Origin of the sequence: Vibrio sp. J2-4 (genome assembly GCF_021728155.1) — a bacterium.
GTDB lineage: Bacteria > Pseudomonadota > Gammaproteobacteria > Enterobacterales > Vibrionaceae > Vibrio > Vibrio diabolicus.
This window is the reverse complement of record NZ_JAKKCN010000003.1, coordinates 543,990-563,255: the sequence shown is the minus strand read 5'-3', so window position 1 is coordinate 563,255 and position 19,266 is coordinate 543,990. Positions and strand designations below refer to the sequence as shown.

Annotated in this window: 15 protein-coding genes; 7 read left to right on the top strand and 8 right to left on the bottom strand. The window is 45.2% G+C overall.

Translation table 11 applies throughout. The features are described from left to right. Positions 1–6 precede the first annotated feature (6 nt). From L3V32_RS12720 to deoD, 7 genes are all read right to left on the bottom strand, one after another. Positions 7–555: an ECF-type riboflavin transporter substrate-binding protein gene (locus L3V32_RS12720; RefSeq protein WP_065275470.1), complete on the bottom strand. Its 549-nt coding sequence runs from the start codon at positions 553–555 to the stop codon at positions 7–9. Between the two features lie 337 nt (positions 556–892). Then, on the bottom strand, positions 893–2,023 hold the full coding sequence (locus L3V32_RS12715) for an HlyD family secretion protein (protein WP_104973090.1): 1,131 nt from the start codon (positions 2,021–2,023) through the stop codon (positions 893–895). Further along, a complete protein-coding gene (locus tag L3V32_RS12710) occupies positions 2,023–2,403 on the bottom strand; it encodes a DUF3302 domain-containing protein (protein WP_006741936.1) in 381 nt (126 codons plus the stop codon). Before L3V32_RS12710 ends, L3V32_RS12715 begins: the two co-directional genes overlap by 1 nt. A gap of 243 nt (positions 2,404–2,646) precedes the next feature. Beyond that, positions 2,647–4,230, bottom strand: coding sequence for a diguanylate cyclase (locus L3V32_RS12705; RefSeq protein WP_237284423.1), 1,584 nt, complete (start codon positions 4,228–4,230; stop codon positions 2,647–2,649). Then, complete coding sequence (locus L3V32_RS12700) at positions 4,214–5,698, bottom strand: lipopolysaccharide assembly protein LapB (protein WP_047009573.1); 1,485 nt, start codon at positions 5,696–5,698, stop codon at positions 4,214–4,216. The genes L3V32_RS12705 and L3V32_RS12700 overlap by 17 nt, the downstream gene beginning before the upstream one ends. Before the next feature lie 160 nt (positions 5,699–5,858). Beyond that, entirely contained in the window at positions 5,859–7,328 is a 1,470-nt protein-coding gene (locus L3V32_RS12695; protein WP_005394913.1) for a hypothetical protein, read from the bottom strand. Positions 7,329–7,399: 71 nt separating this feature from the next. Beyond that, complete coding sequence (gene deoD / locus L3V32_RS12690) at positions 7,400–8,110, bottom strand: purine-nucleoside phosphorylase (protein ID WP_005394915.1); 711 nt, start codon at positions 8,108–8,110, stop codon at positions 7,400–7,402. Between the two features lie 397 nt (positions 8,111–8,507). On the opposite strand from deoD, the gene L3V32_RS12685 reads away from it, so the two are divergent. From L3V32_RS12685 to L3V32_RS12670, 4 genes are read left to right on the top strand one after another with little or no spacing between them, the layout of a single operon-like run. Then, positions 8,508–9,458, top strand: a complete 951-nt coding sequence (locus tag L3V32_RS12685; RefSeq protein ID WP_046875782.1) for a DUF523 and DUF1722 domain-containing protein — start codon at positions 8,508–8,510, stop codon at positions 9,456–9,458. Then, positions 9,448–10,251, top strand: coding sequence for a MerR family transcriptional regulator (locus L3V32_RS12680; RefSeq protein WP_047009571.1), 804 nt, complete (start codon positions 9,448–9,450; stop codon positions 10,249–10,251). Before L3V32_RS12685 ends, L3V32_RS12680 begins: the two co-directional genes overlap by 11 nt. Positions 10,252–10,270: 19 nt before the next feature. Next, on the top strand, positions 10,271–11,686 hold the full coding sequence (gene phrB / locus L3V32_RS12675; protein ID WP_237284422.1) for a deoxyribodipyrimidine photo-lyase: 1,416 nt from the start codon (positions 10,271–10,273) through the stop codon (positions 11,684–11,686). A gap of 6 nt (positions 11,687–11,692) precedes the next feature. Next, positions 11,693–12,619: a L,D-transpeptidase family protein gene (locus L3V32_RS12670; protein WP_005394922.1), complete on the top strand. Its 927-nt coding sequence runs from the start codon at positions 11,693–11,695 to the stop codon at positions 12,617–12,619. Between the two features lie 26 nt (positions 12,620–12,645). Here the strand turns inward: L3V32_RS12670 and L3V32_RS12665 are convergent, their stop codons facing one another. Continuing rightward, positions 12,646–12,900, bottom strand: a complete 255-nt coding sequence (locus tag L3V32_RS12665; RefSeq protein WP_005375145.1) for an Lpp/OprI family alanine-zipper lipoprotein — start codon at positions 12,898–12,900, stop codon at positions 12,646–12,648. Between the two features lie 551 nt (positions 12,901–13,451). Between L3V32_RS12665 and L3V32_RS12660 the strand changes: the two genes are divergently transcribed. The 3 genes from L3V32_RS12660 to L3V32_RS12650 all read left to right on the top strand — a co-directional run bounded on the left by L3V32_RS12660 (position 13,452) and on the right by L3V32_RS12650 (position 19,258). After that, complete coding sequence (locus L3V32_RS12660; protein WP_047009779.1) at positions 13,452–14,795, top strand: DEAD/DEAH box helicase; 1,344 nt, start codon at positions 13,452–13,454, stop codon at positions 14,793–14,795. Positions 14,796–15,121: 326 nt separating this feature from the next. Continuing rightward, positions 15,122–17,119, top strand: a complete 1,998-nt coding sequence (locus tag L3V32_RS12655; RefSeq protein ID WP_237284421.1) for a prolyl oligopeptidase family serine peptidase — start codon at positions 15,122–15,124, stop codon at positions 17,117–17,119. Beyond that, positions 17,120–19,258 (top strand): TonB-dependent hemoglobin/transferrin/lactoferrin family receptor, encoded by a 2,139-nt coding sequence (locus L3V32_RS12650; RefSeq protein ID WP_237284420.1) that lies wholly within the window; start codon positions 17,120–17,122, stop codon positions 19,256–19,258. Positions 19,259–19,266: the final 8 nt, after the last annotated feature.

Sequence of the window (19,266 nt, the reverse complement as noted above, 5' to 3'; positions counted from 1 at the left end):
TCGACATTAAGCCTCTGTTAAGTTACGGCTTTGCTTGTTACGTTTAGCGACAGACTTAAGAATGAAGAAGCCAACAATAGCAATAAGAATGGTGTTACCGATCGCGATAATAGAAAGCTGGGTAAACACTTTAGTGAACGGTTCTGCGTATAAAATCGTGTCGAGGAATGCAGAGCAACCGTAACCAAATACGTTGCCTAATAGCGCAAGTACCACGAATAACGCGAAGTCTTTCATATTGAATTCGCCTTTCTCTAAACGGTAGCGCGTTAGAGAAGGGAATAGACCGATAATCAAACCAACAATGCCTGAACCAAGTACCCAAGTGAGCCATACGCCCCAACCTGCGAATAGGTCGGTGACCCAGTGGCCAATAAAACCAACCAAAAAGCCAACAAGTGGGCCAAATAGTACTGAGAACAATGCTAATACTGCCATTGCTGGTTTTAGCGTTGTGTTTGCAAACACAGGGATGCCAAACATAGGTAAGCCACCGATGCCGTAAAGAGCAGCACCGATTGCAATAACCACAACGGTTTTAGCAGAAAGATTCATAGATAACCTCAGTTCAATGGTCGATTTTAAAGAACGTTCATTTATATTGTTGGAAAGCATTGGTTATTTGATTGTGTAACATATATCCAAAACAACCAAGCTGCTTATTGTTTGCTCTATTTTTCTTCAGGAAATGTGTGATTTGATTCACGTATCCCTTTGACTGGCTTTGTTTTTTAGCAAGCATTAAAAATAAGGCGCGCATTATACAGAATATTGATAAAAGTGGGAATGCTATCTGTCTGGATGGCTAGAATGAAATCGGAGGCTGATTGTCAGCCCCCGATTACACTTTCTGATACTATTTTCATCGATAAATGAATGAGCTAGCTGTTCATTAATGGTCTAGGTACAAATAGTTCTGCCAGCTCTTCATGCGAATCAGCACTTTGCGCATCACTGACACGTGAGTAAAGCTGTCTGAGTAAACGGCGACTTCAACCGCGGTACCCATTGGCAGGTGGTATTCGCTCAAATCGTCCGTGATTTTCAGCTTCGCAAAGACACGTCCGCTTGTGCGCAGGGCATCGGTACCAAGCAGAGCACCTCTGGCTTGAATTTGGCTTTCACCAATAGCTGGAATCACGTCGATGACTTCGCCACGGAATACCTTGCCCGGTATCGCACGGAACATAAACTCCGCTTCAAAGCCTGCCTTCAAACGTTGTAGCGAGTTTTGTCTGAACGCCGCGGTGTACGTAATGTCTTCGGTATGCACGAAGGTCATTGCAGGGGCAAGCGGCAACGGCACAGCCATCACACCAGGGCGCAAAGCCAATTGCGTAACGTAACCATCGGTTGGCGCACGAACGACGGTTTGCTCAAGGTTGAACTCTGCTTTACGTAGCTCAGCGAGTAGTTGCGCGACTTGGGTATTCTCACCGCCGATTTCCGACTCTAATGCGATCTGTGCTTGCTCTTGCTGCAAAATGGCGACGTCTAGCATGGCTTCTGCCGCTTTGTACGCTTGGCGTCGAGTATCTAAATCTTGTTCCGTAAACGCGCCGCGATCAAAGCCCCTTTGATATCGGCTAAATTCTCTTTGCGCTTTATCTCTATCGGCTTGCGCTTTCAAAACTGCCGCTTCTGCTTCTCTCAAGTCAGACTCTAAACCCAACGCGCCTTGGTTTGCTTCTTTCACTTTCGCTTCAAGGCGTGCGACTTCCGCTTCAAAAGGCACAGGGTCGATTTTGAAAAGAATATCGCCGGTTTTGAGCGGTTGGTTCGCTTGAACGGGCACTTCCACAACGCGGCCACGTACACCAGAGACGATAGGCGTAGTTGGGAACACTTGGTTACCTAACTGAGTAAATGGGTGGTTGTAGTTCATAAGAAGGACGAGTGTGCCCACCAACACAACGCCGCCAAGTACGGCTGTAGGTACGGTCCATTTGTTCAAAGGAATATTAAAGACTTTAAAAATGGCGATACAAAGGGCTGTATAAGTCAGAATCAGCAATAAATCCATTATTCGTCCTCTTTACTTTGTTCAGTCAAAGGCCTTTGCTGAATCTTTTGTTGTTTCAACATCGATACTTCGTTTTTAAGTTCGTTGACTTCGTCGATGAGCTCTTCAAGACGGTGATGAATGTCGTGCGTTTCTTGCTCAAGTTGTTTGAAGCCCCAGCCTCGCTCCTTGCGCCACAATGTTGCCCATATCCATAAAAATGGCCACAGTGCATGTAAAGTGAAAAGGCTAACCCAGCCTGCGTAATGAATTGCGTCTTGATGAGGGTGTTCGCGTTCTTTAGCAATTTCATACGGAATATCATGAATAACGATAATCCCGTAGAAGATCACTAAAGCAACGAAGATGAGTAACCCAAGTGCAAAATAGTCTAGAAACATCTTACCTGCCTGTGCTTGTTACCTAATGGAAAATCTTACGTAAATGAACAGTTTAAGTATTTGTCTTAACTATCGTTCAATCAAGTTATTTTGTACTTGAATTATGTTTATGCGATATCCGTATCGATTGCTATTCGGGGACAATAAGAAGTGAAGGCGACTATATTCAAACTAAGTAGTACTAAAGGAAGGAATAGAGAATAAAAGCCACTGTTATGCCCCAAGTGAAGGTTGGGGCATGGTTTAAAGTTCGGTACAGACTTGGTTTCGGCCATTGGCTTTGGCGCGGTACAAGGCTTTGTCGGCGCGGTAGAAGGTACGTTGGGTATTCTCTCCTTCTCGATGTAAGGTAATCCCGATCGATACGGTCAACCCCCGCTCGCCAAGAATATCGTCCCAACCATATTGATAAATGCGTTCGCGGTAATTCTCGGCATGCATTTCTGCCCGTTCTAGATTGCTATTCTCTAGAATGACAAGAAACTCTTCACCGCCAAAGCGAACGCAAGAAGCGCCTTTAAATTTGAAGTATCCTGCTAATTCTTGAGACACACGTTTAATCGCTTTGTCTCCAACAAGGTGACTGAGCTCATCATTGATGGACTTAAAATGGTCAATATCGATGACCATCAACGCAAATTCAGTATCGTGCAAAAGCAGGTCTTTGAGTTTGACTTCTAACCAACGTCGGTTGTGCAAAGAGGTTAGCGGGTCAGTAAAGACATCTTGCTGTAGTTGGGCGACCGTATTCTTATGTTGTTTGGTGGTTTCCTTGAGCTCTTTGTTTTCAAGTTCTGACAAAATGAGTTTGAGCTGTAGCTCAAAACGAGAAAGTCGACGTAATTGAGTAGAACCCAATTCACCAATTGGAATGTGTTTGACAAGGTCAGATTCAATGCGAAACGCTTTTTTTTCACAGTTTAATGCTTTCTGAAATAACCCTTGAGAAGCGTAAACTTGACTCATTGCGTTGTAAAAATGCTGAGCGACAAGAGGAGACGAGTGTTTCTGAATTCGTTTACCGATAGAGTCCAGCACTAAGTTGGCTAAAGAGATGTGTCCGACACCGTTTAGACAATATGCGGTCTCGATTTTGACCATCGTGGATAACCAGTACGTGGTAGCACTGCCCGTCGTATACTGGACATTAGAGATAGCAAGCAATGCGTTAGGGTAATCCTCTTGCAAACGATGCAGTTTGGCTCGGTAGAGATGAATTTGCGCAGCAAGGTTTTTATCACTGACGAGGATACTTAGCTCTTCACACTCACTCAATAATTCTTGTGCGTCTGCGGTACGGTTCAAACTGATGTAACAAGCAAGCATGTAAAGTTTGTAGCGCAGACGTAGGGAGCGACTGCTAATGGCGTGATCGATCGCATCGATTTTTTGGTAATAACGCAAAGCGCGATGGTGATCCCCATAGGCATCGCACAAGTTGCCCATTCCAATAATAGCCAGTACGTACTCATCAATATAGCCATATTCGACGGCGATATTCGTTGCAGCAACATACTCGGTTAATGCTGCGTTGTAGTCACCTACTTCTACCAAACGATCACTCAAGCTTGCTTTTACAGACAGAATATCTTCTACATCGTCGGGTAAAACGAGCAATTCAAGGGCTTGTCGTAGTTCTTCGATGCTGTCGTTGAGCTGTTTAATTTCTCGTCGATACTCGGCACTAATGATATAGCAATGTGCTTTTTCTCGGTTCGTGGATGCAGTATGTAACCCGATGTGCTCCCACAGCGTAATCGCTTCTTCACCAGAGACGGAAGAAGGATCGATGCCTGCGTCAGTAACCTTGCTAAGCAGTTGTTCCATGCTTCATTACCTCAATATAGCTTTCTTCGAGTTGCTCCAAAGTGAATGGGAAGGTCAGGATATCTTGCAAATACAGTATCGGTTTGGGACCTTTCAGCCCGCGACGTTTCCATGGATAGATGTCTAACATTGCCTGAACCGTACGATAGACATCTTCTGCTGCTTGACCTTTCTCTGCAATTAACATAGCTAGTCTGTCACTGGAAATTCGTGAGATGAGATCACTTGAGGTCGTCAATGCATGAACTAGCTCAGTACAAACATCGAGAAATTCGGGGTTTGCATGCTGAATCATAATGATCGCGTGGTTGGAGCGTTTGAGCTCTGTTTTAAACAGAACTAACTGTTCCCACCAGTAGGTCTCGGACACAACATTAGAAAACTGTTTTTCAGGGTCATACTCATGTTGAGAACGGATTCGATTAATCAGCTTACGCGCTCGTTGCTCTAGCTGGCGTTTGGAGCCGCGTGCTTTATCCATACTGACTCGATGAGTCTGTTCTTTGAGCATTTTAAGTGCATGTTTACGGTATTTTTTAAACGCGTTAAACGCTGATTCAAAATCACCTTGCTCTTCAGCGACTCGGGATTGCTGAAAGCAGATCTGACTTAGTAGCTCGCCGTTGTCAAAACTAAGCGCGGACTCTTCTGCTGCGAGTAGTAACTTTGCTGCACTATCCGTATTTTTGCGCAAGAGTTCGAGCCTTGCGCGGCTAATAAACGAGTGTGCCTTCATCCAAATGAGATCATGTTCAATAGCGAGTTTATGGGCCTTTTGTGTGGCTTCTTCTGCGGCATCAAGGCGTTCTAGCCCAAGTAGCGCTAAGCCTTTAAAGTCCCAGATCTCGGCTTGCCATGTGCTGTCATCATGATCTTTTAGTACTTCGGTTGCACCATCCAGCACAGTGAGCATTTCGACAAACTTATTCAGTAAGTAATAGTCCCAAGCCAACAGGATACGAGCTTTGCCTTCCAACCAAGCAATACGGACGTTGTTTGCCACTTTAACGGCCAGCTCATGAGTGGAAGCGGCAAGTTGATGCTCATTTGTGATGCGCCATACGTTGCCAAGCCCAATTAGAGATTCGATTTGAATTTCAATATCATCAACGAGGGCAGATTGTTCGAGTGCATTAATCCAATATTGTTGGGCTGAGTAATACTTTGCTTGTCCCCAATATTGGAGAGCAAATAAATGAAGAATTTCGGGCAGGTGGTCGTCGGTTTCAAGTTGGGTTTGCTTGCTGTAGGCGTCTTTGACTAGCTTTAAGCCTTGTCGGTAATCCATTAGGCACCAACAGCACTGCGCCATTATCAGCAATGCTCTGATTTCACCATCCACAAATAAAATTTGCTCCGCGCGGATACGGTATTGCTGCGCAATACTGAAGGTGTGTTCAGGGGCCGTTTTTATTTGGCCTTTAAGCTTTTTGAGCTCATCTTCTAGCTGAATTTGGTTTTTATCCAACGTTCACATCCATGACTATCGAACTGGAATTCACACCTAATATTAAGTGGTTAGATGCATGTTTTATTACCAAAACGATGCGGATAACGCTTTGGTAAACGATTAGGTGCCGTAATGTATACTGTCACAGCCCCTAATTACTACATCTAAATGCCAATAGTTACGATAGGAGCTGTTTGATGGTCAAAGGAGCATCAGTGACTTCTAGCCTTTGTGCGGCGGTAAGACCCTGCTTATCCTGATAGCACAAATTATGCCAAGCTCTGAATATATCTAAAAGAGGTAAAATTCCAGCAGGTCGTAATTTGCGACGTGGCTCGTTAATGAAGCTTTCGAAAAGGATCTGGAAGCGATTTTGATAGAACTGCACATGGCGAGTTGTTGCAACGTTAAACCATTTCTCGGGCTCATTTCTATCACCAGCAAGGTAGCAAATGCCTTTGTGGCTTTCGTCTTGAGTGGAGATCGCCCAGCGATCTCGCCACCAGCTCATATAGGCGATATCGACCTTGCCAAAAGGTGTGCTCATGTCCCAATTTGCATCTTCTTCTACGTACATCAAGTCGACATTTTTCTCTTTAATTCGAGACAAACAAACGCTCAGTGCTGCCGAACGTAGCAGGGGATCTTGAGGCATATATAGAGATACACGTTTGTTGGGGCAACACATATCAAGTACATGCAAGTAATGAGCGTATGATGTGTAAGGCGGACGAACTAATGCACCTTTAGATGGGTAATGGAATACGGAAAGATTACCAAGAGGATCTTCCACGTTACCGCGAGCCAAAATGGTTTGGTATTTTTGGTCAATACGCTCACGCAGGAGGTTCGAAGGTTCCGCTGGCGGTTCACTTGCTTCCGCTGTGTACTCTTGGGAAACAAAACGAGAGACCTCGTCGTACGGGTTATGGTCTAGCGTGGCGATTGGCTCTTCATCAGCAGAATAGTTCACATGTTGACAAAGAATATAGCCTGAGTGGGCTTCACCAGAAACAATCCAGTAGACACCATTATTGCTGTTTGGCTGCAATGCAACATAGTTTGAGGCCAATTCATAGTGCGTTGCGTGGTTTACCCAACGAGCATCAATAGTGGCTAATTTACGGCGACAGCGACTCGCAATATGATCAACATGGTCGTAAAAGGTTTTCGGGTTGATACTGAGTTTTCGGCAGATCTCGCGCACAGAGTAACCAGTAAACAATAAGCCCATTAAATTCTCTTGGAATTGTAGCTTCTTGTTCGCGCCTGACCATTTATCAACAAAGGTACTTTGACACGCTTTACAACGGTAACGTTGACGATCGCCGCTGTAACCGAAAGCGTGGTAGAGGTGTTTATGTGTGTGGACGGATAGTCCAAAGTTCTCGCAATCATCATTGCGGCACGCAGGCAACCCGTCACTGTGGACGTGTCGCAGGCGATGAAGTTCGTTCACGACATCGCGATTGTTAAGTAAGGGGGGGAAAGCTCCACATTCACGGCATACCATCGCCGGACGTTTAGGGTTAGCATGTTGCAGAACGTAACGCTTTGCATCACTCAATCCAAAGTTGTCACACGCCAATGTTTTACAAAAGTTGAGTTGTAACCCATCTGCGTCTTTTGGCAGTTCGCCGTTAGACACAATCGCCCCCTCGGGATAATTCGGGCAGCCAGCAATAACTCTGGCTGCAAATTATTACTTACTACTTGTTCTTAGATGTTGATTGCGGTTTCTAGCGCAACTTTCATCATGTCGTTGAACGACTTTTGACGCTCTTCTGAGCTTAGTTTTTCGCCACGGATGATGTGGTCAGAAACCGTTAGGATAGTTAACGCCTTCGCACCTAGGTCTGCAGCAACACCGTAGATACCAGCCGCTTCCATGTCTACACCTAGGATGCCTAGTTTTTCCATCTTCTCGAAGATGTCAGCTTCTGGTGTGTAGAACAGGTCTGCAGAGAATACGTTACCAACTTTCACTGGTACTTGTTGAGCACGCGCTTGGTTTACCGCTTCTTCTAGAAGGCCGTAGTCAGCGATTGCAGCGAAGTCGTGGTTGTTGAAACGGATACGGTTTACTTTAGAGTCTGTAGAAGCACCCATACCGATAACAACGTCCATTAGGTTAACGTCGTCACGTACCGCACCACAGCTACCTACACGGATTACGTTTTTCACGCCGTATTCTGCGATTAGCTCGTGTACGTAGATACAGCAAGAAGGGATACCCATGCCGTGACCCATAACAGACACTTTTTTGCCTTTGTAAGTGCCAGTAAAGCCGAACATGTTACGAACGTCACAAACTTGCTTCACATCTTCAAGAAACGTTTCTGCGATGTATTTAGCACGTAAAGGGTCGCCTGGCATTAGAACCGTTTCAGCGAAATCACCTGGTTGTGCATTGATGTGTGGGGTTGCCATAAGTGCTCTCCAAAGTTTTGTTTTGATAAAACGCCTCTAGTATAGAACGCTATTACCAATTCTGTTGAACTTGTTCGTTTTCGTTGAAGCAATAATATCGGGACGTACAGTAGCCCCTTGAGAGCTTAGTCACAAAAACCACGCTTTTAGAAACCATGAACATCGTTGATAACTAAATCTGTTGAAAGCAAAAGAGCAATCGATTCGCTTTTGAGCGATTTGTCGATTGCGCGCACAAAATGGACTCTGAGAACATCAAAAACTTTTGAGAAAGCGCTGATCGAAATGCTCTTGAGAAGAGTAAAACGATTAAATTGTACAATTTATTTTCTTGTACAATATGAAAAGCCTTGCTATAAGTTATACAACAAAACATTTTGTATAGGGATGCGTCATCATGGAATCTTCAATCAAAGTAGGTATCAGTTCTTGTGTTTTGGGTGAACGAGTTCGTTTTGACTCTGGTCATAAAGTAAGTAACTTTGTGACTAAAGAGCTCAGCCCATATTTTGACTTTGTTTCGGTATGCCCCGAAGTGGGTGTCGGAATGCCAGTGCCGCGACCAACAATTCGTTTGATTTCCGAAGAAGAGCGTGTAGCTCTAGTAGAAACTAAAAATCCAGAAAATGACCATACCGATAATATGCTTGCTTACTCTGCTAACAAAGTGGAGGAGCTACAAAGCGAGCAACTTTGTGGTTACATCGTCTGTGCCAAGTCTCCAACTTGCGGTATGGAGCGCGTCAAGGTTTATAGCAAAAATAACGCAGCGAAAGAAGGCGTCGGCTTGTACACACAAACGCTGATGAAAAAAATGCCTTGGTTGCCCGTCGAAGAGGATGGCCGACTCAACGATCCTGTATTAAAAGAAAACTTTATTACCCGAGTATTTTGCTTGAACGACTTTTATGACTCGATGGACGGAGAGCCAACTCGAGGCAAAATTATCGATTTTCATTCGCGCTATAAGTTGACCTTGATGGCGCATCACCCTGAGTCATACCGCTCTCTTGGTCGTTTAGTTGCCGATGTCGCTAGCTATGAAATCGAAGAATTCTATCAAGAGTATCGCTTAGGTCTTATGAAGGCACTTGCGAATCGTGCTAGCCGAAAAAACAACACTAACGTACTAATGCATTTACAAGGGTATTTTAAGCGCGCTTTAACTAAAGACGAAAAAGAAGAATTAGCAACAGTAATTCATGACTACCGCACTGGTACATTGCCATTGTTAGCACCGTTGACATTGATTAAGCACTACTTAAACACTTACCCAGATGAGTATTTAGCAAAACAGAAGTTTTTAGAACCGTATCCGCAGGAGATGAGATTACGCTATGGTTTGTAGTTCAGAAGAAAAACTATACGCGATCCGAGACGTCGCAGAAATCACGGGTGTAAAGCCAGTTACGCTGAGAGCTTGGCAGAGAAGATACAATTTGATCCAGCCTCAGCGAACAGAAAAAGGGCACAGACTTTATCGACAGCAAGATCTCGATACGATTCGTGAAGTCCAGAGTTGGCTCGCGAAGGGGATTGCAATCGGTAAAGTAAAGGGACTTTTGGGAAAAAGTGCTGACGTAGAAGTCAACAATGAAGTTCGTACTCTCGAAGAAGTAGAAACCATGTTATCAGCACTTTCGAAACTGAATCGAGGCAAAGCGGAGAGCTTACTTGCTTCTGTTCTCAAAGAGTATCCATTGAATTTGGTTATTGAACAGTTTATTGACCCTGTATTTGACGCGCTGGAGATGGTCAAAGGATCGCTGAGATCGTTGCAGATGGGGTTATTTCAAACTTGTTTGATTACTCGTCTTGCCCTTGTTATCGACTCTGAAAACAAAGCCGCTTCCAAAGGGAAGTGCTTGCTTATCAGCTTTGAACAACATAGGGAAGCAGAGAGCTGGATTCAAGCGGCGAAGTTGTGTGAGCAAGGGTATCACACGACGCTGATCGACAAAGTTGATGATGTCTCTGGTTTACTGGAGCACGAAGTTGTTGATAGCTACTCGCTCATTTACCTGTTTTCCAATAAAGCGCTGGCAGCTAAGCAAGTGGAGTCCATCAAAATGCTTCAAACACGTTTTGGCGAACGTATTGGATGTTCTGAAGTGATTGAGAAACTGCACCTAACAGAGTAGACGAAACGAAGGAGACACCATGATCTTAGTATGGTTTCGACGTGATTTACGAACGTTAGACCACACCGCACTTAAAGCGGCGTTAGATTCAGGTCAGCCTGTTGTCGCTTGTTTTATCGCGACGCCAGAGCAGTGGCGAGAACACCACATGGCGCCGATGCAGGCGGATCTCATTGCTCGTCGTTTAGAGTATCTCAACGACGAGTTGGAAAGCCTGAATGTTCCTTTTTTATACGAAGAGGTGCCGTCGTTTTCTGATTGTACCGAAGTGATTAGTGGATGGGCGAAAACACTTGAAGCAACGTCTGTTATGGCGAATATTCACTATGAAGTGAATGAAAGAGAGCTCGATGCACAAGTGAGTGAGGCGCTAGCTTCCCATGATATCGATTTTGAACTGTTTCACGACAAATGTGTGCACCCACCAACGACGGTTCTCAATAAGCAAGGTGAGTATTTTAAGGTATTTACACCATTCAAACGTGCTTGGTTGACGCAGTTTCAAATGCCAACGGTAACAAAGCCTCACGAACAAGTGCCGCTAAGCAGCAAACTATTGGAACAATTAGAGCCAATTCGATTTAGTTCAGACTTCACGTTTAGCTATCCTCGAGAGTCCAGCGAGGATTGGTTTGCTTCGACGAATGATGTTTTAAAGCAGCTTAGGGAATTTGCTCGTGAGCGCAGTGATGCTTACAAGGAAGATCGAGACTTTCCGGCTATTGATGGCACCAGTCAATTGTCTCCCTATCTTGCGATTGGTGCATTGTCACCAAGGCAATGTATTGCTCGCTTGTATGCTGAAAACCAACAAAATGACCTAACAGAAGGAAAAGCAACTTGGTTGAGTGAGATCATTTGGCGTGAGTTTTATCAGCATCTGTTGGTTTTCGAACCAAAGCTCGTTAAAGGCAAAGGCTTTATCGACTGGGAGGATAAAATTCAGTGGTCTTATGATGAGCAGGCTTTTGAGCGATGGAAGACTGGAGCGACAGGGTATCCGATCGTCGATGCAGCAATGCGTCAGCTCAACCAAACAGGCTGGATGCATAACAGGCTTCGCATGGTTGTCGCGAGCTTTCTCACCAAGGATTTACACATTGACTGGCGTTGGGGCGAAGCGTACTTCATGAGTAAGCTGGTGGACGGCGATTTCGCAGCAAACAATGGTGGTTGGCAGTGGTCTGCATCGACGGGTTGTGATGGGCAGCCGTACTTCCGTATTTTCAACCCGATAAGCCAAGGTGAGAAGTTTGATTCTGATGGCCAATTCGTGCGCCACTGGGTGCCTGAACTCAAAAGTGTGCCAAACAAATACATCCATAAACCTTGGACTTGGGAGGGATTTTCTTTACTGGAATATCACAAGCCGATGGTTGATCACAAGACAGAAAGAGAGATAACCTTACGGCTCTTTAAAAGTGCCAAGGAATAAAGTGAAATGCTTAGCAAAAAGCGATCAATGAGTTTCGCAAAACGTACGCTGTTATCTGTATCGTTATCTTTAGCGAGTGGTTTGTCATTCGCTAAAATGTACGAGCTACCAGAGGATGGCAGTCGTTTAATTGGTCGCCTTGAAAACCACGTCGTGCAAGAAGGCGAAACTATGGCAAATATTGCCAAGCACTACGATGTCGGGATGCTAGGTTTAATGGCGGCAAATAAAGGCGTGGATCCCTTCTTGCCAGAAGAGGGACACGTTCTTACTATTCCAACACAACTGATCCTCCCAGATGTACCCCACAAAGGCATTGTCATCAATTTAGCGGAATTGCGCTTATACTATTTCCCGAAAGGGGAAGATATTGTGCATGTATTCCCCGTGGGAATCGGGCGAATTGGGCGAGACACCCCGGTGATGACAACGCGTATTAGCCAAAAGCGTCCAAACCCTACGTGGACGCCGCCAGCCTCGATTCGTGCCGAGTACAAAGCGAAAGGTATTGATTTGCCAACCGTTGTACCTGCCGGTCCAGACAACCCGCTTGGCATGTTTGCATTGCGTTTAGCCTACGGAAATGGTGAATACCTTATTCACGGTACCAACAAAGATTTCGGCATCGGAATGCGCGTCAGCGCGGGTTGCATTCGTATGGACCCAAGCGACATTGAATGGTTGTTTGAAAAAGTTCGTAACGGTGAAGAAGTGAATATCATTAACCAACCAGTGAAAGTATCACTAGAGCCGGACAGAAGTGTATTTTTAGAGGCTCATGAGCCATTGACTCGCAGCAATGGTGAGAAAGATCACCTACAGGTACCAAAAGAGTTAAAGTGGTGGCTGGATGAGTTCGGACTGAAAAATGTGAAGGCTAAAGCAGCGATTGCCGCACAGAATGGGGTTCCTGTCGAAATAACCGCGCCTTAACAGGCGTTAAGACGCGGTATCAAATCTTACTTAGTGTAAGACTGAGCGATGTTATCGATACGCTCGTTAGCACGCTCAGCTTCTTCTTGAGCAGCCATTGCTGCTGCACCTGATTTTTGAACGTCAGATTGAAGAGCTTGTACGTCTTGGCTTAGTTGGCTAACTTGGTTGCTTAGTTCGTCTAGTTTTGCTGCATTTGCTGTTGCTGCGTCATCAGAAGAAGCACAACCTGCTAGTAGAAGTACTGAAGTTGCTGCAGCTGCGATCAACGTTTTGTTCATATAAGAACTCCTTGCTTATAGTGAAAGTCTCGCTACCAACTATTATTTTATACAGTAGCGAGGTTAAATGTGGATACATTTTATCAGTACATGATGTAGCAAAAGTCAAAAAAACCCAAGAATTTCATGGAGTACCTGACGTCAACTTTTACCTGAGCTTAACAAAGGTGAGTGAATTATCCTCTCCCTTATTCCCACAACAGTTCTCATAGCAGGTGTTTTTGCCACGTTCCTGATATCAATAATTTAGACGATATTGACACAAATGAAAGTTTCTCGGCGCAAATAACTGCATTTACGCAGTTTTATTGGAGAACGAGAGGCGCACCTTGAGCTCGCTTTTCTCTAAATCTTAAGCCAAGCAGCTGACCAATAAAGCGAGGGTTTGTTCTTAATTGAGCCGCAAATGATGTTTTGTTTTCATCCGTGGGAATTAGTTTGTGTGATCTCTATCTATACTCCTATGATTTGCGGTATTATACCGAGCTTTATTTTTTTGCTGCGTTAGAGCGGAAACGACATTACAGAGCGCTCAGACGCTGACTGATTTATTGGAGAATACTTTGCAATTTAAAGATCTAGGCCTAGACAACCGATTGTTGAAGAACCTAAAACACTACGATTTTAAAAAACCAACTGACATTCAAAAGCAGGCGATTCCTGTTGCGATTGCAGGCAAGGATTTATTGGCATCTTCGAAAACGGGTTCGGGCAAGACTTTGGCGTTTGTATTACCAATGCTTCACAAGTCTTTAAAGACAAAATCGTTTTCTGCCAAAGACCCTCGCGCAGTTATTCTCGCTCCCACTCGTGAGCTAGCGAAACAAGTGTATGGTGAGCTTCGCTCTATGCTTGCTGGCCTATCTTATGAAGCTGCATTGATTTTGGGTGGTGAGAACTTTAATGATCAAGTGAAAGCACTGCGCCGTTACCCGAAATTCATCGTGGCGACACCAGGACGTCTGGCTGACCACTTAGAGCACCGCTCGCTTTACCTTGAAGGTTTGGAAACGCTGATCCTTGATGAAGCAGACCGTATGTTGGATTTGGGCTTTGCACCAGAGCTTCGTCGTATCCATAAGGCAGCTAAGCATCGTCGCCGTCAAACATTAATGTTCTCTGCGACGTTGGATCACGCAGACGTAAATGACATTGCGGCTGAAATGCTTAATGCTCCGAAACGTATTGCTATCGGTGTTTCTAACGAAGAACACAAAGATATCACGCAAAAATTCTACCTGTGTGATCATCTTGATCATAAAGAGGCGATTCTAGATCGCGTACTTTCAGAAGCAGAATATCGCCAAGTTATCATCTTTACGGCGACGCGCGATGATACTGAGCGCCTAACAGCGAAGCTAAACGAGAAGAAACTGAAGGCCGTTGCATTGAGTGGTAACTTGAACCAGACTCAACGCAATACGATCATGAGCCAGTTTGAGCGAGCGGTATTCAAGATCCTAGTGACAACAGATGTTGCTTCTCGTGGTTTGGATATTGCGACAGTGACACACGTCATTAACTTCGATATGCCAAAGCATACTGAAGAATATGTACACCGTGTTGGCCGTACGGGCCGTGCTGGTAACAAGGGTGATGCGATTTCTCTTGTTGGTCCAAAAGACTGGGATAGCTTTAAACGTGTAGAAGCTTACCTACAACAAGATCTTGAGTTTTCAGTATTCGAAGATCTGAAAGGTAAGTTCAAAGGCCTGAAGCCACCTAAGCCAGATTTCCGTAACAAGAAAGCGACAGCGAAGAAATCACGCCCTCAAGCGAAGAAGTCGGCTAAGAAACCTGTTAAACGTGACAAGAGTTTCTACAAAAACGTATCAGTGGGTGATGATGTGTTCATCCCGAAGAAAAAGCCAGCGGCACCAAACTCTGAAGAGTAAAAGTCGCTCCAGTTTTCAACTGATTTTAGTTTTTCAAAACCCGAGTGTTCGCACTCGGGTTTTTTTATGCTTATCTCCAGGCGAAATGATGTCTTTCTATACTAACGTGTTTGCTAGGCTTTTATATTTATCTGGTTTTATATAAACAGCATAGATCGCTAATTTAGAGAGGTATTAAGTTTTATCACCTCGGTCCAAGCAAACGTTTTTCCTCACATACTAGATAAAAATTTTACATGATTATGAAAATGATAATTGATCTCATTTTTATTTAAGGGCAGAATACGCGCCATTGTATTAATCCTATAAATGAATTTGCTCTCTATATGAAATTTACTCATGTTTTTTTAGGGCTCATAATTACCTCTAGTTCTTGCTTTGCCGTTAATGACTTTAATTGGTTGCGAGATGACGCTCGTAAAGATGAGCGAGTTCTTACCTACCTAACAGAGCAGAACCGTAAGACTGAACAGCATCAAAAAAAATATCAGACGTTGACGCAAGATCTGCTCGTGCAGTGGGAAGCCATGGTGGCAGATAAAGGTGATAAACCATGGTCGATCGTAAATGGACGCGAATGGACGTTAACGCGTCGTGACGGTGGTTATGTGTTGCTATCACGTTCGAACCAGTATGCACAAGAGAACACAGTATTTGATTTCTCTGAACGTCAATCTGCATATCCGTATTATCAAGTAGGGCAGTGGCAAGTAAGCGGAGACACGTTGCTTTTTACTGAAGATATTGATGGCAGCGAGCAATATCGCGCCGTGGTTGTTGATTTACTCTCTGGCCAATCTACGGAGCTGGCAACGCACGTCGATAGAGGTGTATTGCTTTCACCTGATGGTAAGATTGCTTACCTCGTTTCGAAGGAAATGCGTACACAGCGACCTCATCAGATCCTACGTATCTCCACTGAATCTTTGGCTAAAACAGTTGTATGGCACGAATACAAATCAGATTGGTTACTTTCTTTCTACCGTGCGGCAGATAGCCGTTACGTGGTGCTGCAAAGCAACAACGAGTCAACCACAGAGCAGAAGCTTGTTGATCTAGAAACGGGCACCGTAAGCGATTCACTGAGAGTGCCGGAAGCGGGCGTGGAATATTACGCGGATGTGGCGAAAGGGCGCGTTTACATCAACAGCAACCTTGAAGGTACATTTGCACTTTATCAAACCGATCTAGCACCTCTTAGCGCAACATGGCAACGCTTTACTACCCCTCGTGAACCGCTTGACCAGTTCTACCTTTATGATGCAGGAGTTGTGGCACTCAGTAAGCCGAACAACGTGGCGACATTGACGGTGTATTCATACCAAGGTCAGGAAAAAGTGATACTGCCATTGGAACAGGATGGCAATGTCGCTTGGTTGAGCACGTTGGGCGATTTTGAATCAAACAAGATTCGTATACGAAGCATGTCGATGACTACGCCTCCTCAGTGGGAAGAGTTCGATGTAAAAACGCTGACTAAAACCTTGTATTCTCAAGATGCTTACCAAGATTTTGATAGTCAACGTTATGTCTCCCAACGCATTTTTATCAAGCACGATGGTGTTTCTGTCCCGGTCTCTTTGGCGTATCGCAAAGACAAATTACACGCGAAATCACCCGTGATGATTTACGGTTATGGCGCATATGGTTTTACGATGAAACCGTACTTTATGCCTCAAGTCATAAGCTTGCTCGACCAAGGCGTGATTTACGCTATCGCCCATGTTCGCGGTGGTGGGTACTTTGGCGATGAGTGGCACGAGCAGGGCCGTGGTGTGCGCAAAGCTAATTCTATTGGCGACTTTGTTGCGGCCGCTAATGCGCTGCAAACGTTTGAACGCGGCAATAGAGAGATTTTTGCCATCGGCTCAAGTGCTGGTGGCACGTTGGTCGCAGGAGCGGTTAATCAAGACCCTAAATTGTTTTCAGGTGTCGTGCTTAAAGTACCTTTTGTTGATGTGGTAGCAAGCATGTCGGATACCTCACTTCCGCTGACCACACAGCAGTATGGCGAATGGGGTAACCCAACCAAATCTGAGCAACTGGCGCTAATGAAAGCGTACGATCCAATTCTCAACATTCATAAAGACGCTTACCCACCCATGCTGGTTCAAGTCGGTTTGATCGATCAGCGCGTGCCTTACTGGGAAGGTGCCAAGTATCTCGCCAAGGTTTCCGCGCTAAGTGAGCGCGACGGGCCGTACTTGTTGCAGACCGATTTTAATTCGGGCCACCAAATGGACCCACGACAAGCGCAAGAACAACAAGCAAAAGAATACGCCTTTCTTTTATCACTAATTAAAACATCTAAAGCGGAGCAGTAAATGAAGCTTACCCCAGTGTCAGCGGCAGTACTTTCGGTACTAGCTGCCAGCCAAGTGCACGCCAAATCTGACGTTTTCTCTATGGAAGAGGTCGTGGTGACGGCGAATCGGATTGAACAACCAATGTCTGAACTAGCAGGCAGCGTCGCAGTTGTCACTAGCGAAGAGATTGAACAAAAGGGCGAAACAGAGCTTTATGATGCGCTGCGTCACGAACCTGGGGTAAGTGTGTCGGGTGGCGCTGGGCGTCCACAAAACATCACGATTCGAGGCATGACGGGTAACCGCATTATGATCATTCGTGACGGCATTCGCTCAGCAGACGGTTTTGGTGCGAATGACAGCAATGACAAAGTGGGCCGCGATACGTTTGATCTTTCTAATTTGGAATCATTAGAAGTAGTGAAAGGGGCGAGCTCCTCAGTCTTAGGTTCTGGTGCTATCGGTGGCGCTGTGATTCTAAAATCCAAACAGCCGGGCGAGTTTTTAAAAGATCGTGACTTTTATGTTGATGCCACGGGCACGTACACGGGGATCAGCAATAAATACAAAGGCGCGAGCAATCTGGCATTTCGTTCTGGCGACACGGAAAGCTTAGTCAACGCGGCGTATTGGCAAGGTGAAGAGACGCGTAACTTCAGCCAAGATTTGTACAACCGCGATTTGGATGGTTACAGCGCGTCATACGCCATCAATCATTTCCTCAATGATGAAGTGATGGTCAAAGCGCGTGCCGAACTTTATCGGCAAGACCAACAACGCCTGGAAGGTTCGCCATCTATACAGAAGGATGGCAAATGGCATATCGAAGACTTCGCAGAAGATGAATCGACAAAAGAGTACAGCGCTTACATTGGTGCAGAGGTTACACCGATTAATCCAACTTGGTTCGAAGAGTTAGATACAAAGGTCTACTGGCGCCACACCGAAGTGGTGGAAGACACGAATCGTTTAATGAGACAAGTTGACCACAATGGTTTGACCGTTAGACGTCGCGAGCTAGAACACAAAACCTTCATTGACGAAACAATTGGCTTCCGTGGTGATTTCACCAATACGATTTATGCTGCAAATGCTGAGCACCAATTGGCTTACGGTATCGAGCTTTCTACTGACTATTATGAACGCACAGATAGCGATTCCAAGATTGATTGGAACGGGGTAACGCCTTCGACCAAACAACCTTTCGCTCCTGCTCGTGCTTATAACATTGGTCTGTACGTTCGAGACATGGTGGAGCTGGATAAATGGACCATTACAGGCGGCCTGCGCTTTGATGCGCATCGTCTAACACCGGACGGTGAGGGTGAAGTGGGCGGCTTCCCATTAAAAGACATGGATAGCTCAGAGGTATCTCCAAGCCTATCGATTTCTCGTGAAGTGTTTGCCAATAACATCGCTTATGCATCTTATAACCACGGTTATCGTGCTCCGGAATACGACAAAGCGTATGGCTTCGTAAACCATGACTTTGTGCCGCTAACGCCGTTTGTCATTGCACCGAACATGGACCTAGAGGCTGAAACTTCGGACTCCTTTGAAATCGGTAACAAATTCGATAATGGCCGCGCGCAACTTTACGTTTCTGCATTTTACAACAAGTTCCAAAACTTCATTGATGTTGTTACCACAGGGCAAGATAACTTCGGTAACTACATCAAGCAATACCAAAACTTACACGGCGTTGAAACCTACGGCGCCGAGCTTTCTGCCGCGTACGCTTTCACTTCGTCTTGGAAGCTAAGTACCAAGCTTGGTTATGTGGACGGAAAGGACGCCGAAGGCGAGTACGTTCGTAGCATCACACCTTTCGAGGGCAATGTTGGGCTGAACTATCAGCAGCAAGACTTTAATGCGTTCGCGACGTGGAACTGGGCTGGTTCGATGGATCGTGTGCCGAGTTGCCAAACGTCACTTGGACAAAAGACCGAGTGCGCACAAACAGATTCATGGAACACGCTCGATTTGGGGGCAAGTTACCAAATCACCAAAGATTTTCGTTTGAGTGCGACCATCATCAACCTGTTCGACAAAGAATACATTCGCTACCAAGACGTTGCTGGCATAGCGGATGAGAGCAAACGCTACTCAACGGAACCAGGTCGTTACTTTACGGTTAACGCGAAGTACATCTTTTAGTAGGAGCC

What these genes read in the sequence shown, in the direction of transcription:
- L3V32_RS12720 (WP_065275470.1), bottom strand. Translation starts at nt 555, where the DNA reads ATGAATCTTTCTGCTAAAACCGTTGTGGTTATTGCAATCGGTGCTGCT.
- L3V32_RS12680 (WP_047009571.1), top strand. Translation starts at nt 9,448, where the DNA reads ATGGTTTGTAGTTCAGAAGAAAAACTATACGCGATCCGAGACGTCGCA.
- L3V32_RS12650 (WP_237284420.1), top strand. Translation starts at nt 17,120, where the DNA reads ATGAAGCTTACCCCAGTGTCAGCGGCAGTACTTTCGGTACTAGCTGCC.
- L3V32_RS12655 (WP_237284421.1), top strand. Translation starts at nt 15,122, where the DNA reads ATGAAATTTACTCATGTTTTTTTAGGGCTCATAATTACCTCTAGTTCT.
- phrB (WP_237284422.1), top strand. Translation starts at nt 10,271, where the DNA reads ATGATCTTAGTATGGTTTCGACGTGATTTACGAACGTTAGACCACACC.
- L3V32_RS12710 (WP_006741936.1), bottom strand. Translation starts at nt 2,403, where the DNA reads ATGTTTCTAGACTATTTTGCACTTGGGTTACTCATCTTCGTTGCTTTA.
- L3V32_RS12670 (WP_005394922.1), top strand. Translation starts at nt 11,693, where the DNA reads ATGCTTAGCAAAAAGCGATCAATGAGTTTCGCAAAACGTACGCTGTTA.
- L3V32_RS12705 (WP_237284423.1), bottom strand. Translation starts at nt 4,230, where the DNA reads ATGGAACAACTGCTTAGCAAGGTTACTGACGCAGGCATCGATCCTTCT.
- L3V32_RS12715 (WP_104973090.1), bottom strand. Translation starts at nt 2,023, where the DNA reads ATGGATTTATTGCTGATTCTGACTTATACAGCCCTTTGTATCGCCATT.
- L3V32_RS12685 (WP_046875782.1), top strand. Translation starts at nt 8,508, where the DNA reads ATGGAATCTTCAATCAAAGTAGGTATCAGTTCTTGTGTTTTGGGTGAA.
- L3V32_RS12665 (WP_005375145.1), bottom strand. Translation starts at nt 12,900, where the DNA reads ATGAACAAAACGTTGATCGCAGCTGCAGCAACTTCAGTACTTCTACTA.
- deoD (WP_005394915.1), bottom strand. Translation starts at nt 8,110, where the DNA reads ATGGCAACCCCACACATCAATGCACAACCAGGTGATTTCGCTGAAACG.